We start from the raw sequence: 17,923 nt of genomic DNA on the forward strand, positions 1-17,923 counted from the left end.
CTATGGTGACTGGAAAACCCACCATGAAGGGCGGGTCGGCTAGCGTCTCGACTCGTTTCATTTACCGGTGCTCCCCTACTTTTCTGAGTCGGGCTCTGAACATGTGGTTGGCTATGAGAAGTGTTCACACACAACGGGTCACAAACGTCCGCGCGCACCGTTATTCGTTATGCAGTGCGGTTCAACTCAGGGTTTCGCGTTTGAACTGTTCGAATTCCTCGGCGGTTGGCACTGATTCGAGAAGCTCGTATGTGCTGGCGGTGATTGTGCTGTCGGCCGCTTGGGCGGCTTCGTCCATCTTTTCCCGGATCGCGAGGCGGCCGCGCATGGACGCCACCGCCGCGACCGCCAGGATCTGTCTAGCCAAAGTACGTTCGTTGAGGTAGCGCACGGTTTCACTCAGGTATAGGCCGGTGGTGGCGCCCCCGAATCCCGCCGCCACCCCAATATTGCGATGTCGGTCGAACACCTGGTAGCTGCATTGTTCGAAGGGGATTTCGCTGGCCTTTGCTGTGGTCACCGTGTGTTCCGTTCTGTCTTTGGTATTTCGTCAACGGGTCTGGACCCGGCTGCGGGCCAGTAGGGCCTTGAGTTCGGGTGTTTGTGGCGAATCGATTGCCTGCATCAGGTCATAGCCGAGGGCGGCCCGTTCTTCGTCGCTGACTGTCTGGACTGCCATTTCCCAGAGGTCTTCGCGCAGCGGGTACACCTGGAGTCCCACGCGTGCGGTCCGGTGTGCTGATTCAGCGTCACCGGCGGCGGATTGCCGGCGCGCCAGCTCGAGCGCTGCATCGGCACACAGGTCAATCAGTCGGTCTTTGAGCAGGATCGCAGAGCGCCACTGGTATGCCCCGCCCGGGATGTCGGCGAAAGGCGCACCACGGATGAGGGCCACGGCGGCGGTGAGGTTCTCAGTGCTCGCACCGAACGGGTCGTGGCCGACCAACTGTTGAAACTCCTTCCAGTCGCAGTAGAGATCGGTGTTCAACAGGGTGTGCGGATCGGTGGTGACGGGGTCGGCGCCACCGAACATCCTGCGGATCTGTGTCCGGAGCTGACGGCGGTTGGCCGGTTTGATGTCGAGCATCTGGTCCCATTCAGCAGTGGTGAGCCCGCCTGAGGTGGCCAGCGCCATCAACGCCTCGACTGGTTTCCTGGCACCCATCCTGGTGACCGCGCCGTGCATCACGAGCTCGCCAGTCTCCGGGTCCTGGCCGAGCACGTAGGCGTTGCCGAGCGCGTAGAGCCCTTGCGGCTTCGGAGGTGTCGCGATGGAATCGGACGGCGGTTCGACGGCGGCCAGCGACGGTGTGTCCGGTGTTGAGGTGCCGGTCACCGTGGTCGACAACGCCGACCAGGCGTCGTCATTCAGGTGCAGGTATCGCCACAGCGGCCAATACCGGTTGCCCACGTAGATGCCGGCGACCTCGGCGTCGAGGAGTAGCGCGTTGCCATGAGTGTCGGTGTGCGCTGACACGGTTATGGGAAGGGCGGCGGAGCCGCGCGGTGTCGTGGTGGTGGTGAAGTAGACCGTGGCGGAGGGCGGTGTGTCGGCAGGGTCGTCGACGTGGTGCAGTCGCGGCCCGCCTTCCAGTGCCAGAGCGGTATCGTCCACGACGACTTCTGCTGTCGGGGTTTTCGACAGCACTTGCATCAGCCAGGACCTCATCACCGGGACAGCCTCTCCGCCAACTCCGACCGCCTCGGCCGCCTCGAGGTTGACAATGAGAAGCTCGTCCCTGGAGGTGATTCCGACGACGACATGATGCTCGGCGGTGGCGCTGTGCGGCATGCTCGGCGGATCAAAGGCGTGCCGCCACCCGTTCGGCACTTGCGTCCAGTTGCCAGACACCGGACCGGCATCGGGTTGTTTCGGGTAAGCGGTGATGGCGCCGTCGCTGATGTCGACGGTCGCCGCGATCACGGCTCCTGGACCGAATGCGTCGGTGAGCATTCTCGCCACGTTCTTCAACCCGCCGTGTCCGGCGAGGAGCCACCGAATCATGTTCTCCGCACGATGATTCATGCCGTTCACCAAGCCACCTGCCGAGCCGCCGTTTCTATGGTCCTGCATCACTTATTGCTCTCGCAGGGCCGACCAGCGTGTCGATGTCGGCGATATCGTGCGCTTCGCGGTACAGCTCGCCCACTTGTCCGGCGACATCGGCGCCCACTTCGGTTACCATTTCGGTTATTTCCCGGGCGATGGCGGCGGGGCTTTTGTTGTCGAGCAGACCGGGCTTCAGCCAAAGGTCGATGAGCTGGCCGGAGAGATCGACTTTCACCGCGATATCACCGTCTTTCGACACCCGCTCACCGGTGAGGGCCGTCATCTTGTCGCGGTACGTGTAGAGACGTTCCTTGAGCGCGTCAGCGTAATCGAGGGCGCGTTGGACGTCGGGATGGATGACTACGCTCATGCGCGGGTGTCCGTGCCGAGGTCTGCGGCGCTGCCCTCGTCCGTCGCCTGGATGCCAACCACAGTGCGGCGCAACGTGTCTGCTGTTCGGCCGTTGCGGTCGGCGAACGCCATGCCCGCGGCCAGCTTGTTGGCGACGGCTTCCCTGAGTCCCAGAACGGTGTTATAGGCGACCTTCCCATGCGACTCCAGTACCCGCTCAGGCAGGTCGAGGTTGGACGCCGCCCACACTCTGGCTTGTTCGCCGATGTCGTCATGTTCGGCAGCGAACGTCTCCATGCGGCCGGGATCCATACCGAAAACATGACCCGAGCCGCCGGGGGTGCCATCGTTGGGGTTGCTGTCGCCATAGTTGGTATTCCGAGCCATGATTGGTGCTTCCCTTCGTTGTTGGTGTGTACGGACCGGACTCAAGATTGGCCGGCGACGATGCGTTCCTGTTTGGTTGTCCGCGTCGCCGGCGGCACATCAGGCGACGGCGCGAACGGTGACGGTGGCGCCGGCTGAGGCTCGACCAGTGAGTTCGTTTCGGCGCGTGGAGCAGTCGGTGCTGTCGGTGGCGTCTCCTGTTGTGGAACCGGCGGGTCCTGCGATGGTGGGGGCGACTGCTGGTCGCTGGTTGACGCGGGCGGCGCTGGCTCGTCGCCGCCAGGTGGCACTGCCGGTTGGGACTTCGACGGTGAGTCCGGCTCTCCGGGAGGCGATGTGTCCTTGTTGTCTTCGACCGGCGGTGTGGGCTGCGGGTCAGTCAGCGGCGGCGGCGATGCCGCCGAGGACAGGGTGGGGTCGTCGAATTCGGTGGGACGGTAGAACCCCACGAAGCCGCTGCTACCGCCGCGTGCCTCTTCGCGTGCGTTCTGTTCGAGAGCCTCGGCGACCGTGATGACGGAGTCGGGTTCCCCAGGCACAGCCAGTAGGCCGGGCGCCACGACGACCATGGTCTTGTCCCCCCACTTGGCGATGTCGCCGGGTTGTAGGTCACTGGGGTCGACCTTGGCACCGGGATTCTTGCCGTCGGAAGGGATCTCGACTCCGGTGCCGGCATATGCCTTTTGGGCGGCGTCCCCGCTGCCGTCGGAATCCGCCAACGCATTACGGGCGGCCTCGGCGGCCTGCGCGTTAGGCGCCTCCACCACCCGGCCATCGGGCAAGGTCACTGTCAATTTCGCGCCCGGTCCCGGAGCCGCCACGGCCGATGCCGGCTGCACCGTGCCCTCCTGGGGCTCAACCACGGTGGCCTGGCCTGGGACGGCTTGCGCCTGCGCACCTTGGGTCGGGGTTACCGGCGGCGCGAGTGATTCGACCGCTTCGTCCTTCTCGTCGTCCTCGTCCTTTTCATCGTTGTCGACCCTGTCCCAGCTGTCGGCAGGCCGGGCCGAAGATGCAAGGGACGTACCGAGATTGCTGAGATTGCTGAGGCCGCTCAGACCCGACAGGGCCGACGACAGCCCGCTGCTCCACCCATCGCTTGAGTCACTCGTGGATGTATCCGTGTTGAGCCCGGCGGAAAGACCGGACAGCAACCTGCTGATCTGATCCTCGGTGGAACTGTCGTCGGTGTCCTTACCCAACGTGGAATCGTCACGTGGCGTTGAGGTGCCGTCATCCAACGAGGATGTGCGTGGAGTTCTCCGATCCGTGCCGCCGCCGCCCAGCCCCTGCACACCGGTATTGGTGTTCGCGGGGTTGTCGGGGTCGCCCAGCACGGGTGGCTGTATTACCGCATTCTTGATTATGTTCTCGACGTTGTTCACCAGCGCAGCCTGTGCGTCCAACAGACTTTTCCAGTCTCCCGGGACAGTCATCACAGCGGTTTTGCCGTTGAAAGCGCCGATTTCAAGGTTCATCGCACGCCGCCCATCGTCGCTGATCTTCCATGAGATTTGTGTGGCGATCTTGGTTTCGTGGACCTTAATGTTGAGCGCTGTGATGAACTCGCTGTACTCGGTTCTCAGGCGGCTGAACCCGTTACTCAGTTCACTATTCGTGTCGTAATCGTCGATTCCGAGGTTCGCGCCGGTGACAATATCGACGGGAAATTTGGAGAACGTGTCGGGCACTCGCTCGCCCGTGCCGAGCATGGAGTACAGCTCCACCAGGGTCGTCGCCAGCTTGTCGGGGATGGCCTGGCTTCCGCCGTGGTCCGGGTCGTAGGCCCAGTCCGGGTACTTCGGGGCAGTCATGCCCTTAAGGTCGACCGTCAGTTTCGGTTCATTGGGGTCGCCATTTTTCGACGGCTCTTTTTTGTCTTGATTTTCTGACGGCTGCCGGTCTCTGAAGGTCTCGGGCACCTTCGCGACCTGCGGGCCGATCTGGTTCCCGTGCTCATCGACCGGAAACCATTTGTCGTTGAACTGGTGGTATCCCGCCGGTTCTTTCGGATCCCCTACCGGCTCGCCGTCCGCACCCTGCAGCGCTACTTTCTTACCGCCGTCGTATTGGATCCAAGTCTTGACGTTTTCCGGATCGCTGAGATCGCGGTAGACGATCTTGCCGTCGTCCGGTACCCGCGTTCCATCTCCGAACACCAGGTAGCGATCAAAACCAGGAAAATTGGTGTTGTAGCCGATATTTGGGTCTCCGTAGGCCACCCGGGCCTTGTCCCGCACGTCCGTCCAGTAGACGTCGTCGTCACGGCTGTAATACCTGCTGGGATCGTTGGGCATCTCCCAGCCGATTCGCGACCAGCCCGGGGCATTCGTCAGAAAGTTCCACACGCCCCAGTGCGTGGCCTCACCAAACTGGTCGGGGGCAATCTGGCCTTTAGGTGCCATGGTTTCAGGTGCCTCCGTAGATCCGCTTGACAACGACGTTGTCGGTGTTGTTAAACGTCAATGGCGCCATTGGAACTCCTTTGCCCGTAGATCCGCTTGACGACGACGTTGCTGGTGGACATGTCACTGATCTGGACGGGCTGGCCGCTCTGGGGCGCGTGCACCACCCGGCCGTCGCCAGTGGCGATTTGCACGTGCTCCGGCACTCCGGGACTCGAGAAGTTGCTGAAGACCAGATCGCCGGCCCTCGCGTCGGCCGGATTGACCGTTGTGCCGAGCTTGATCTGCTCATAAGTCGTGCGCGGCAATACATCTCCCGTGGTCTGGGCATAGGCCCACTGGACCAGGCCCGAACAGTCGAAGCCGCCCCCGGTCGGGCCCTCGGAATTCCCGCCGCCCCACACGTATGGGAGCCCTTCCGCCGCCGCCGCCCTCTCGACGATCTTGTAGCCCACTTCAGACCTGCTGCGGATCCCTGACGCGACGCTGCGTTCCAGGGTGTCGGTGCCGCCGCCGTACGCGGACGACGATCCACTGCTCGACTGCAGCGCCGAGGTCGCCGACGAGAGCGGCGATGTCGCGGCACTGGTGAGTGCTTGTGCGGCGGTGCTGAGTCCGCTCGTCGATTGCCCAGTCAGCGACCCGGTGGACGAGCTCGACTTGGCTTGCTCGTAGTAGCGCTGCGCCAATGCTTCGACCAGGGCACGGCGCAACTCGCCACGCGAGTCTTGGGGGCGCACCGATTCGGCGCCATTGCCAACAGCGGCGACTTTGGCTTGAAGTACCCCCAATTGCCCCAACGCCGTTTCCTCGACGGCCGCCAGTTGGTTCCGTATGTCGATGTAGCCGTCACGAGTGCCGCTCAGCGCATCCCGGCGGGCGTTGATGTCCGATACGGACTGGTCGATCAGCGTTGCCATGGCAGGTTCGACCGTCGCGAGGTCGGCGGCAATCCGGGCCTGGTCGGCACGATCGTCAACCAGGGCGTCGGCGATGTTTCCGGTGACCCCATCGGGCAGGACTTGAAGTCGGCGCTGGACGTCGGCGGGAACGTCGGACGGCACGGGTGCAGTCACGGGTGGACCGTCCCCGAGAAGGCCCCGGAAATGGTCCAGGGCCGCAATGACTTCGTCAGCCAACTGAGCACCCCTTTCCCCATTGGGGTTAATGTTTCCACCATTGGTAACTTTCGGCAATGCGGGACGAGGGGTATCGGCATTCGCGCGTTGGTCATCAGATGCTCTCGGTGGCCAGATGGGTTTCGTTGATGTCCCGTACCTGCACGCGGCCTTCGGGCACTCGCACCTCCTCGATGCGGCCGTTATGCACGTCTCTCAGTCGCAGCGTCGCGGGGCCGGCGTGTGGGAGGGCCGGTTTGTCGACCAGGAGCGACCACCGGCCGGTGATCGGATTGCACACGTAATCACCGATTCCCAGGTCGACAACGGGCACCAGCCGGGAATCAGTCAGGTGGCCCTCATAGACAGCGATCAGTTCCCGGGCCGGCCGCGGCTTGGCCGCCGCGGTGGTGTCGCGGCCCGGAATCGATCCGAAAACCCCGTCCACACCGAGGTCTTCGGCTTGAAGCCACTGCGGCGGCTTGTACCGCGGCGAGAGCGGGTCGTACTCGGGATGGTCGGCAGCCTTGATCAGCGGCAACTGCTGGTAGTACCTGAATGGTTGGGATGCCGGATCGGTATCAGGAGGCACGATGACGCCGCGGTCGTAGAGGCTGAGCGCCGGCTTGAGGTCGGCGAGAACCTCGACCTCCGCTGCGCCGTTGGGGTTGGCCGGATCCGGTGTGTAGAAGGTTTGCACCTCGATGTGCCGTCCGGTTACCGGATTGAGTGCAGTGCCCCGCTGGCGGATACCCGGCGGCACAGTGCGGCCAGCAAAGTCGTTGCCGTGGATCAGCTTTGCCGCTTGTGGTGACAGTTTGCCCAGCGATAGCCGGTTGGTGAAGGTTTCGTTCGCCTCACCTTCCAGGAAAGAGCGGTCTGGGCGCTGTACCGAGGCATGGCAGTGCATTCGGCACACGCCACCCTTGCGCAGCAGAGCGGTCAACATGGTCAGGCTTGGGCAATCCGCGGGATCGCCCGGCTGCCTGGTGGCGCCGTAGAACCGCTCGACAGCGGCGCGGATCTCCGTCAATTCGTCCAACACGATGAGAATGGGTTCTTTGCCGCCCAACGCGTTTCGGTTGCGCTTGTACAGGTTGTACCGGACCGTCATCTCTTTGTATAGGACACTGATCAAGGCGACCGCCTCGTAGGGCTCAGTAACGACCGCCACCACGTTTGGGTAACTGCGGTACGAGGTGAATTCGCCTGCGGTGAAGTCGATGACGAAGATTCGGCAGCCGAGACGCGCGGCCGAGACGATCGAACTGTGCATCGACGCGGTCTTGCCGGAGCCGGTTGGGCCGACGATCAGATTGTGCGCATCGCGGGCCAGCGGCCAGGTAATGACGATCCCGTCATTGTCGACGGCAAGCGGGATAGCGGTGTCATGGTAAGCGGCGCAAGCTTGTTCGACGCTGGTCCTGGCGGGCACGATCGGCGGGAAGACGCGGGCCGGCAACTCACGGCTGCGCTCGAAGACCGCGGTGGCGGTGACGTGGTCCCAGCTAGCGGCGCGCCAGCTGCCCGGAAGCAGTGCGTCGAGTTTGCGTTCGATGACGCGAGGCCGGTTAGTGGCAGCGAGCTGCGCGGCGATCTTATGGTGCACGGTGAACCGGAGTGGCTCGTCGTTCACGCTGTACTCGACGTCCGTGATCGTGGCGCCGTCACCGAAAAGGCCCGAAGTCGTGATCTGTTGGCGTAGGTGCTGCACGATCGAGGATTCGGGTTCGGCCCTTGCCACGGTGGCGGCGATAAGCTGGTCGACACTGGAATAGTGCAGGGAGTAGTGCGCGCCGACAGCCTCGTCGAGGCGGCGGCTCAGGTGGTTGGCTTCCAGCTCTTCTCGGCGGCCGGTGTAAGCCAACATGATGGTCTTCGGCAGCGCCGGGCGTCCGTCGGTCTGGGGCTCCCATTCGGAGAAGGCCACCACGCGGTGCTTGGGCAGAGCCTCGTAGCCGAGGTATGGCAGAAGTGTCCGTTCGATCTCGTTGAGATAGTGCGCTTCGGTGCGCCGCTTCCTCAGCAGCCCCGACGACCAGTCGCCAATCGCGGCAGCGGCCACCGCCGCCACCGCGACGGCGACATAGTCGGGGGCAAACGGGACGCCCAAGAGCGTGAGCGCGCCCAATGTGCCACCGGACAGCGCGATCATGGGCGCGGCTACTGGTGGCAGCGGGCGGCGCTCGTAGATACGTTGCAGCACCGTCGGTTCCAAAAGGCGCACCACTGTCACGGCAGCGCCGACAACCGCCGCGACCACCGACAGCAGAGCGGCCGCCGCCGCCAGAGTGGGCCCGGAGCCCGCGGGATCGGCACCAGGCATCGGGAACACCGGTGTGGTGGTGAAATATCCATGACGCAGCGCCCAGGCGCTGACCGCGTCGGCGCGGGTGAACCACCAGGCAGCAATTACTGCTGTTCCGCCCACCACGGCAACTAGGCGCGGATTCGATTCCCGTGTAACGGTTTTAGACATATCTCGGGGTCAGTTCGCGGTACAACTGTGTTGCTGCGCCAGATTGGCTTTGGATCTCAGACAAATAGGCTTGGCGCCCATTGGCGTATGCCGCCTCGGCGGACAGTTCGCCCGGCCGCTGTTGCAGCCAGAAGATCGTTTTCCAGGTGTCCTCAGCACCCGATCCGCCCTTCGCGTCCAGCCGGTCGAAGAACTCGGCAATATTGGCGTTCGGATCGTCGCGGCCGGGATAACTGGTGTCCTGCTGGAAGATCCCGTGCCAGGCTCCGCCACCGCCGATTGCCGTCGGATCCAACCCGCTCTCCTGCATCGCCGTGGATAGAATCGCGATGGCTTGGTCTTCGGAATACCCGCGACGCCGGGCTTCGCCGAGGATCGCCGCAGCCACTTCGCGCGGCGATGACGCTGAGGTCAGATCGCCGAGGGCCGATGGAGTTTCTTGGTCGGCACTGGGATTGAGATCCGATTGGTACTGAGCCGCGATGGCCTGGACCTTGCTGGCGTTGAGCGCGTCGTTGCTGGTGGCGCTGGTCACCACCGCGCCGGCTTCCTGCAACCCCTCGGCGATCGCATTGAGCACCGCTTGTTGGCCCTGGGGGGTGTCGGCGACCGACTCGAGCGCCTGCAGTTTGCTCTTGACCTCGTCGATGATCCGCTCGATCTCGGCGCGGCCCAGGCTGGAGTTGTTGGCGGAATCTTCGAGCACCTTGCTAAGTTCCCGATCCAGGCTGTCAAGCGCTTGGGCCTCCTGCGAATAGCCATCGGCCGTCGACTGGTAACTCACTCCGACATCGCCCGTTACCCCAGAGTCGGCATCGATCGAGTCCAATTGATCCAGCAGATCCGACGACAACCCCGAGGACCCCGCAAGCTCCGGTGTGCCTTCCCCGAATGCCGCCAGGATCGTCGCGAACGGTTCGAGCAGACCCACGCCGGTGGTCAACAATGCGGTCGGGATCGCCACCCCCGCGCTGATGAGGGGTTCCGCCAACCCGGTGGCCAGGTTCGCAGCCTGGTCGGGATCCATGGCGGATGCCTCGGCGTCGGAATCCTGCTCGTCCTCGGCCGCCGGGTCGGAATCCCCCGGTTCCGCTTCGCCGGCGGCGGGATCGGCTGTGGCCAAGCCACTGCCGTTCACCGCGGGCGGGGCTGCCACGGCGGGCGTACCTGCCGTCGTGGCCGGCGCCGCAGCCGGCGCCGCAGCCGAACCCGTGGCAGCAGGTGTTCCTGCGGCGGCCGCAGGGGTCGGCGTGGCCTGAGAAGTCGAGGCAGGTGACGCCCCAGCAGCATTGGCACCGGCTGGGCTGATCGGTAGCCGCGGTGCCACCGCCAGCGACGGGCGGGAGCGATACTCATTGGGGCTCAAGGTGGCCGGGGCCGGCGGCGCAGCCAGTTCCGTGGCGGTGCTGTTCTCGTCAGTCATGTACCTGCCTTGCGCTTGCCTCGAGAGTGGGTCGCCGGATGATCACGTTTCCTGTGGGCAACTCCGCCAGACGGATCGACTGGCCTACCGCGCTCGCGTCGACACCGAGTGTGGGCGAGATGGCGACCATCACCGACGTCGGGCCTGCGGTCGCGGTGAAGGCGTAGAACACCAGATCACCCGGGCTGATGAAGTCGGGGGCGACACGCTCACCGACGGTGATCTGCTCACTGATCTCCGATGGCAGGACCAGCTCTCCCCCGCTGGCCCGAAAGTATGCGTAGCGAACAAGATTGGATGAGGAGAACGCCTCGTTGGTGGGCCCGTCCAACGTCCCATCGCCATCAGTGGCCATCAGCCCGACCTGCTCGTTGGCGGTGACGGCGGCCCGGTGGCCCAGTTCGCCGCCCGGGCGGGTAACGCGGGCACCTACTGTCGGTCCGCTTTTCACAGCGGAGGCACACGCCGCGGCCTCGGCATCCAGTGAGGGCGGGATCGACATGGTGGCATACGGATTCGACGGCGTGGCGCTCGTCGTCGTGGTCGGTGTGGTGGGTGTGGTGGTCGTCGCCACCGGCGATGTCGACGTGGGTGTGGTGGCACTGATGGTGGTCGGCTGCAGTGCGATTGTCTCCTGACGCGACGCCGATACGCTCGGCGACGCAATCAGCACCGACGCGGTGTTGCCGACCGAGTGGCCGAGTTTGGATTCGCATTGGTAGGCAAACTTTTCGCGTTCATGTTCGATATGCGCCGTCATCACGGACAGCATGATCACCACGATGGACACGATGAGTAACACCCCGGCCACCACCCCGAGAATCACCGGCCACCCGATCCCGGCACCGGCGATGTAAGCAGCTTTCGCTTGACCGGCGCGGGCCAGTGCCCGCGACCATGCTGGCCTGCCGTCACTCTCGTCATCTTTAGTGGGTTGCGTCATCGTGTTTCGCCCGGCATCGGGCCCCGCGGGGTGGTGGGCGGTTGATCGCGTGCATGCGGTTCGTTCGAACGTTGGCCAAGGGGCGGCGCCGGCGGCGCGGCACCGTCGGCTGGTCCTTGCGGTTGACCGTTCGGGGCTGGCTGAGGACGTGGAGGTCCGCCATTCGGCGGTGTTGCACCGTTGCCAGGCCCTTGCGGTTGACCGTTCGCTGGCTGAGGTCCTCCACCTGGCCCAGGCAGCGGCGGTGCCGGCAGCGGAGTGCCGGTGGCCGGCTGCGCTCCTCCACCCGGCCCGTTAGGCGGCCCGCCGCCCGAAGGCTGTCCTCCGCCCGAAGGCTGTCCTCCATTCGGCCCGTTGGGATTCGGCGCTCCACCTGTCGGCTGTCCATTCGGCCCGTTGGGAAGCGGCCCTCCACCCGACCCGTTGGGTGGCGGCCCGCCGGGCCCCGGCCCCGCGGGCGGGTTCGGCCTACCGTCTCCGCGTTGCGCTACAGCCGTATTGATTTGGCCGACAGTGGTGGCGACGTTGTCAACCTTCTTGTCGCGGTCAGCCCCTATCTTGGCGGTACTCGCGTCGTCGAGGCCGCGGTAGAGGGTTTGCATGGGACCCGCTGGATAGAAGGATGTGAATCTTCGCGTCACCATCGCGACGGACGGCGAAACTTTGTACAGCGCTTCGCCGGCCAGTGTTCCGCCGATTCCGAAGGCCATGGCGGTGCCGACCCCGTGTCTCGGCTCGTTATAGAGGAAGCCACCCGGTCTGTACAGACTCTTCGCGTTGCCGCCGCCCCCGCCACCCTGCGGCTCTTTGGTGGCGCCCAATTCGTTCAGAATGCCGTCGGTGATCGACGATATCGTCTCGTCTCGCTTGCGGCCCAGCCTCAGTGTCATCCAGGCAGCGATCCACATCAGCACGATGGCCGAGAACTGCGCCACCACGAAGTTGTCCAGTCGGCGGAACTGGGTAATGAACAGCTCGCCGGCGAACATGGTGATGGTCACGTAGCCGAACATTGCGACCGCGGAGTAGCCGAGTTCAACTACCGAGGTGTAGATACTCCGTTGTCCAGGACCGGGAATGAATCCCACCGCCAGGCCCCATAACAGCTTGAACGCGCTGATGATGCAGCGTGCGAACTCGATGGTGACTCGGTAGGCGACGATGATGGCGTATATGAGGAACCACAAGATCAGGACGATCAGGAAGAACCCGTTGGCGACCTGGCCGCCGTTCGGATTGTCGGCGCTGGCCTTCATGCTGCGGGAGTTGGGCGAGCCGCAGTCCTCTACACCGTCTTTGATCCGATCGGCGTCACCGGATTTGACACCCGAGCTCCATGCCGCCGCGCATGCCGGGGTTTCGTCGGGGCGGTCGCCGAAGTTCCATATCTGCAGTGGCCCCCGCACCAGGTTGGTGGCCAACATGCCTTCTAATTGCGCCAGGCGGTCGTAGGTCTGGCCGGAGCCGGCCTGGGAGTTCGTGGCGGCCGCGATGGCGAGGTCACGTCCTTGCATGATGGGTCCGTCCTCGGACACCGCCCAACTGATCGGGGAGTACGCGACGAACCCTGCGAGAACAGCCACCACCAGCGCAGTCGCCGTCAGGCCGACAGCTTTTGGTGTGTCGCCTCGGATGACCAGCGACGCGATGACCAGGGCCGCGATGATCGCCGCGATTGTTGCGACACCGGGAAAGACCTGGCTGGCGTAGCTCTGCACCGCTAAGGCGATCGGCTCCACGAGGACTGTAAGAAGTCCGAAGTCGAGGATCCAGATCAGCAGCCAGATCGCGAAGCCGCCGATGATCACGAACACGGCGGCCTCGATCTGCAACGGGTAGGCAAGAAACAACGCCTGGCTGCCGCCATCCAGGATGTTGCCGTAGTCGGTCGAAAATGCATACTGCGACAATGGAACGCCGTAGGAATCTGTCACGGTAAGCATCGCCAGTATTGCCCCGGCCGGCATGAGAGCAGCGTGGGCCGAGGCGGGAAACATCAGCGCAAGGAGAGTGAGCGCGAGATGAATCATCAATGGCAGCACCGTGAATCGGCGCAGCCGGGTGGCAGTGGAGAACAACCAGACGCGGATTAAGAGTTGGTTCAATACCGGAACCGCGGGGTCCCACGACCCCGGCAACCGAACGCCGATCCTGATAAGAAACAGATCGGTGAACGACGGCGCCTCTACGAGGCCGGTCGATGAGGTCATTATGCCGCCCGATTGGGCGTGGTGATGATCGCCGCCGCCCGGTCTTCGCGAGCGGGTCCGAGAATCTTGCCGCGCCCGATGCGTCCCCGACCGTCGGCGATGAAGCACTCGCCGCGCCGATTCGGCTCGATATATTCCTTCTTACCGATCGGCGGTGAAGTGTTGTGCCGCAACTGCTTTACCAGGTAGCGGTCGCGTTCGATGTCGGCACCGAGCCACTCCAAGGTGTTTTCGGCAAGCGTTCTGTCGCGGTGGCGGAAACCGAACCGGTTGGGCACCAGATCCAGTGCGACTCCCGCATAGTCGGCCTTGGGGTCGTGAGAGGCCAAGATGATGCCGGCCTGGGTCTTTCGGCCGTCCCGCACGAACTCCTCGACGATCTGCTGACCGACCGTGGAGGTGGTGAAGTGATACGCCTCGTCGGCGATCAGGGCACCGAACCGCTCGCGGTTGTTCATGAACTGCTCACGTGCCAACAGCCCGACCAACTCGTACAGCGTGTGGCCGAGTCGCTTGCGCCAGGGCAGGTTCGCGTAGGCGTGCGACAGCGTGAGCTCTTGGGGCTTGGGGAGCGACAAGGTGTGCGTGCGCACGACGGTTGCGGTGGCACCCATCGGCATTGGCGGCAGGCCCCGGCCGAACAGGACGGGCGCTTCAGCGGCGTCCATCGCATCGGCGATACCGCGATGATCGTCGCTGTCGGCCCCGTTGGCGGTGGCCCCGACGCGGGCGCAGTGGTCTCGTAGATCGGCCAGCGTGTGCAGACCGTGTGCGCTGCGGTTCTCGACACGTAGCAGCTTGGACATCAACTTGCCTTGCGCGGAGGTGGCGGGAATGTTCAGCAGCGGCAAGATGGTGTCCAGCGCGATCCGGCGGGCCAGGACCGGATCTGAGAAGATCTGCAATGGGTCCCAGGTGTACTCCGGGGCGCCGAGGTCGATGACCACCGAGTTGGGTATCGAGTTCACCAGTGGCACATACTCACCCGCTCTGGAGCGGTCGATCGCCAGGAACTGACCGCCGAGATCGGCGATGATGAAGCCGCAAGTCATGACGAAATAGCTCTTGCCGGCACCGAGTTCACCGGCGACCGCGATTGCCGGCGAGGTGTCCCGCAGGGCCTTGCCGAGGAAGTTGAAGTGCAGCGGCTCAAACTGGCCGGACAACAGATTCACCCCGATGATCGGACCGGTGTCATCGAGCAATCGGGCCGTGGTGAACGGCACCAGCCCACCCCATGAGCGGCTGGACGTCAGATGCTCATAGTTGCCGTAGACGACGTCGGCAGGCGCACCCGGATTGAACATGTGCCACAACTTGCGCTGGCACCCCCGCGGTGCGGACAGTTTGATGCCCAGCTTGCGGAACCGGGCCTTGAGTGTCGCGACCTGACGGGACATGTCGGCCTCGTTCGTCGCGCCCACTGCCAGCACGGTCGTGAAGTTGATCTCTTCGGCGTTCTCGTTCTCGGCCAGTTCGGCGTTGTACTCGGCCAGTAGCCGTACCTTGTTCTGCAGCTCCTGGGAGTGAAAGCCCACCTCGAGATCGCGCTGATGCAGTTGCACGCCAATCTTTCTCAGCGTCTTCTCGTTCTGCTGCATGGCGGCCTCACGATCAGTGCGCCGCACCCGCATTGCCCAGTCCACGCTGACATCGGGGATGCCGTCGAGCATTGTGAGGAACTCACAGCCGCCCGGAAACCACATGCCTTCGGTCGGAAACGAAGCCGGGATCAGCATGCTCTGGTAACTGGTGACGACATGCCCGTCGTCGAGGCGCACCATCGCCTTGAGGATCGGGTCAAAACTGCGCCACCACGGCTTGTCCGAGCGAGCGCCCTCGTCGAGGACTCCGGGACGAAACTCGGTGTGGGTCGGTGTGGATTCCGGCGCGGCGCGGGCAGGATCCCGCGGCATCACCTCCAGTGCCGCCCCGCGCATGAGGTGGTGATTCCACAGGAACGCCAGCAATCCTTCTGGCACCGGGGTGAACTTGAAGGTGTTCTCGGGGTCGATGGTGGCGATCAGCCGGTCCGCCTTCTCCAGAAGCGGCTCGAACTCGGCCGGGGTGGCCCGAAAGTCGGCGGGTGCCTTCCCGAGCGGAAGGGTCGCTGTGTAGATGCGAGTGGTGGGGGCGATCGCCGCCGTGCGGTGGTAGGACGCCACCGCCTCCTCGATGTGGTCCGGGTGGCGTTCGAGATCGACCTGATCCAACGTCCGGTGCAAGACGTCGACCAGGTCCAGTGGCGCTTGGACGCCAAGGAGCAAGGTGTGGTCGGGCACGGCCAATGCCAGAGATTCGTGGTAGTCCTGAACCGACTCCTTGTCCTCGGGCGGGCGCAGCCCATAGTCGAGGGGGTCGACGAAGTATGTGGCGGTCAGTCCCCCGGAATGAGTCAACTGCAGATTGCGGTATCGGGCTTTGGTGGGCTGCTTGAGTGTCATGTGGTGGCATCCGCGGGGTCGACCGAGTTGAGAGGTTGCTCGCCGTCGGCGATGAGAAAGGCGCCGCCCGCGCGCTCTTGGCGGGCGAGCTCCTCGGCGGCGACGACACTCGGCTTACGGTCGACGAGCAGCAGCGCCAGTCGCGCCACCCGCGCGGTCACCGGGACGTTGTCATACGGAATCAAGCTCAGTACGAACGCGACACCGACGCCCGTTGCGGCCCCCACTGTCAGCGCGGCCAAGGCATTGACCGGAAACACAATTGCGGCAAGACCGGAGGCGGTGAAGCAGACAAGTACGGCCACCACCTGCTCAATCGGACGCGCTCCGCCGATCAACCGGCGTCCGCCGGGCAGCCGACCGACCCAGGTGCGAAAGCGGCGGCTTCCGGTGGCGATTTTGACGACGCTCACAGCAGCAGACCTCGCTGACGTGGGTATGTAGCGTTAGCGGCCAGTGATCTGCGCACCAGTTTCCCTGCCCACGTCAAGCAGTGTGGGGATGAGCGCGAAGGCGGCACCGCCGAGGACGATCATCCCCACCGCGGTGGCCATTTTGACCGGGTCCTTGCCGTTCTCACCGAAGAGGTTGGTGAAGAAGTAGTAGATCGCCCAGATCACCAACAAGCTTGCGCCCACCCGGGTCACCACAAGCGCAATGTTGTTGAGGAGCGTCTCGATACTGGTCAATTTGGTTTCCCTTCCATTGGCGCGTCGACGGGCCTGATGAGTCAGCCCCGCGTGGGCGTCGGCGGCGCCACCGTGGTTGTGGTGGTGGTCTGGGTGGAGTCGCTGGGCTGCGACTGGTCGAGCTGCACCGCTGGGTTGGGCGCGATGTGGAGGACCTGCCAGCGGCCTTCGACCGCCCGCATCGCCAACGGATAGTGCAGTTCGGTGAGGGTGTAGTTCTTGGTTCGGGCGATCACCGTCACATGCACATCCGCGGTCGCCGAATCGTTCGGATCACCGTTGGAGTCGCTCTTCACTTCGACGGCATCCACCTTCAGGTAGGGCGCCGGGTCGATCGGGTGCTCTGTCGAGTCGGCGGTGATATAGCGCGAAAAGTCCGATCCGCCTGTCAGATACGCGGTGAGAAAGCCGGTGGCGGCGCGGGCGAGCGGCCCGTCGAGGGCAAGCTGGTTGCGATAATTCAGGCGCACGTCGACACCGGGTTGCGGCGCTGCCAGTTGCGCGGGCAGATCGGTAGCGCGGCAGGCGCCGTCGAGCATCGTGATCGATACCTGGTAGTACGAGCGTGTCTGGTTGGTGGTGTTGTCGCCGTTGACGATTCCTGAGACGACAGCAGTCCACAGCGACAGACCATCGGCTTCGGCGTATCGCTGCTTCACATACGTCACGTCGGCGTTGGTGAACGCTGATTTCACCGGCGGAAGTTGGAGATCCTTCGCGGTGACGTAAGTGTTCAAGGTGGCCTCCTCTCCGCGCTTGGCGGTCAGGTAGGCGGTGACGAACTCGACGGCGAACGCCTTCACCACGGTGGAGTCCGGGACGCTGCTGTCACCCGGCGTCGGATGCCGCTCGACGCCTCGGTCCGGCAGCACAGCAAGGACCAGCGAGATCACCGCGTACAGGCCACCGACGATCGCGGCTACCGCGATGACCCGTTCCTTGACCTGCTCGCCATCCAAGGGCCTGACGAACTTGGCGAACTGTTCCCTTTGGGAGGGAAGTTTACCTTCCACGGTAAGTATTGTGTCACACTGACCGGTCATGTGTCGCGGTCAAACGGGAGAACGCAGCGTCGGCTTCGGAGCTGTCGATGATCAATCGCACCAGCGCCGACCGTGCCTGCCGGCTGAAGGGATCGTCGTGCAACTCATCGCAGGCCACCTTCATTCGCTGCGAGTACGTCCGCACTACGGCGATGTCGGGACTGATGTCGAGATTTGGCGTGCGGCTACTTCTGCGTCGATTCATGCAGACCTCCTGCTGTCGGCTGGCCGGATCGGCGTGGATGCGTGTCCTACTTCTCCTAGTACCGCGGCGGTTGGGGGATTTCCGTCGCACACCGATCGGACTGACTCGGCAACCGAAACAGGCGGGGATCTATGACATTCCGTCGAGATGACATCAGCGATTACGAAACCCAGACT

15 protein-coding genes are annotated in these 17,923 nt (G+C 64.1%); all 15 read right to left on the bottom strand.

The window, feature by feature from the left end; genetic code table 11:
- Positions 1 to 181 precede the first annotated feature (181 nt).
- The 15 genes from ABQF30_RS15935 to ABQF30_RS16005 all read right to left on the bottom strand — a co-directional run bounded on the left by ABQF30_RS15935 (position 182) and on the right by ABQF30_RS16005 (position 17,747).
- Positions 182 to 520, bottom strand: coding sequence for a hypothetical protein (locus ABQF30_RS15935; RefSeq protein WP_448465385.1), 339 nt, complete (start codon positions 518 to 520; stop codon positions 182 to 184).
- A gap of 30 nt (positions 521 to 550) precedes the next feature.
- Positions 551 to 2,026 (bottom strand): AfsR/SARP family transcriptional regulator, encoded by a 1,476-nt coding sequence (locus ABQF30_RS15940; RefSeq protein WP_448465387.1) that lies wholly within the window; start codon positions 2,024 to 2,026, stop codon positions 551 to 553.
- 34 nt (positions 2,027 to 2,060) lie between these two features.
- The gene (locus ABQF30_RS15945; RefSeq protein ID WP_448465389.1) at positions 2,061 to 2,420 is read right to left on the bottom strand and encodes a YbaB/EbfC family nucleoid-associated protein; all 360 of its coding nucleotides are present in this window, start codon (positions 2,418 to 2,420) and stop codon (positions 2,061 to 2,063) included.
- Positions 2,417 to 2,788 carry a type VII secretion target gene (locus ABQF30_RS15950; protein WP_448465391.1) on the bottom strand — a complete coding sequence of 124 codons (372 nt, stop codon included), beginning with the start codon at positions 2,786 to 2,788 and terminating at the stop codon, positions 2,417 to 2,419. The genes ABQF30_RS15945 and ABQF30_RS15950 overlap by 4 nt, the downstream gene beginning before the upstream one ends.
- Before the next feature lie 41 nt (positions 2,789 to 2,829).
- Positions 2,830 to 5,193, bottom strand: coding sequence for a hypothetical protein (locus ABQF30_RS15955; protein WP_448465393.1), 2,364 nt, complete (start codon positions 5,191 to 5,193; stop codon positions 2,830 to 2,832).
- A gap of 50 nt (positions 5,194 to 5,243) precedes the next feature.
- Entirely contained in the window at positions 5,244 to 6,269 is a 1,026-nt protein-coding gene (locus ABQF30_RS15960) for a C40 family peptidase (protein ID WP_448465395.1), read from the bottom strand.
- A 157-nt stretch (positions 6,270 to 6,426) separates the two neighbouring features.
- Positions 6,427 to 8,742, bottom strand: coding sequence for an FtsK/SpoIIIE domain-containing protein (locus ABQF30_RS15965; protein ID WP_448465397.1), 2,316 nt, complete (start codon positions 8,740 to 8,742; stop codon positions 6,427 to 6,429).
- Between the two features lie 40 nt (positions 8,743 to 8,782).
- A complete protein-coding gene (locus ABQF30_RS15970) occupies positions 8,783 to 10,213 on the bottom strand; it encodes a DUF4226 domain-containing protein (protein ID WP_448465399.1) in 1,431 nt (476 codons plus the stop codon).
- Positions 10,206 to 11,156, bottom strand: a complete 951-nt coding sequence (locus ABQF30_RS15975; RefSeq protein ID WP_448465401.1) for a C40 family peptidase — start codon at positions 11,154 to 11,156, stop codon at positions 10,206 to 10,208. The genes ABQF30_RS15970 and ABQF30_RS15975 overlap by 8 nt, the downstream gene beginning before the upstream one ends.
- Positions 11,153 to 13,366, bottom strand: a complete 2,214-nt coding sequence (locus tag ABQF30_RS15980; protein WP_448465403.1) for a hypothetical protein — start codon at positions 13,364 to 13,366, stop codon at positions 11,153 to 11,155. The genes ABQF30_RS15975 and ABQF30_RS15980 overlap by 4 nt, the downstream gene beginning before the upstream one ends.
- Positions 13,366 to 15,810 carry an ATP-binding protein gene (locus tag ABQF30_RS15985; RefSeq protein ID WP_448465405.1) on the bottom strand — a complete coding sequence of 815 codons (2,445 nt, stop codon included), beginning with the start codon at positions 15,808 to 15,810 and terminating at the stop codon, positions 13,366 to 13,368. Before ABQF30_RS15985 ends, ABQF30_RS15980 begins: the two co-directional genes overlap by 1 nt.
- Complete coding sequence (locus tag ABQF30_RS15990) at positions 15,807 to 16,223, bottom strand: hypothetical protein (protein ID WP_448465407.1); 417 nt, start codon at positions 16,221 to 16,223, stop codon at positions 15,807 to 15,809. The genes ABQF30_RS15985 and ABQF30_RS15990 overlap by 4 nt, the downstream gene beginning before the upstream one ends.
- A 33-nt stretch (positions 16,224 to 16,256) precedes the next feature.
- Positions 16,257 to 16,499 (bottom strand): hypothetical protein, encoded by a 243-nt coding sequence (locus ABQF30_RS15995; RefSeq protein ID WP_448465409.1) that lies wholly within the window; start codon positions 16,497 to 16,499, stop codon positions 16,257 to 16,259.
- A gap of 41 nt (positions 16,500 to 16,540) precedes the next feature.
- Complete coding sequence (locus tag ABQF30_RS16000; RefSeq protein ID WP_448465411.1) at positions 16,541 to 17,512, bottom strand: conjugal transfer protein; 972 nt, start codon at positions 17,510 to 17,512, stop codon at positions 16,541 to 16,543.
- Positions 17,513 to 17,525: 13 nt separating this feature from the next.
- The gene (locus tag ABQF30_RS16005) at positions 17,526 to 17,747 is read right to left on the bottom strand and encodes a hypothetical protein (protein ID WP_448465413.1); all 222 of its coding nucleotides are present in this window, start codon (positions 17,745 to 17,747) and stop codon (positions 17,526 to 17,528) included.
- Positions 17,748 to 17,923: the final 176 nt, after the last annotated feature.

It is taken from the genome of Mycolicibacterium sp. XJ870, assembly GCF_053483975.1.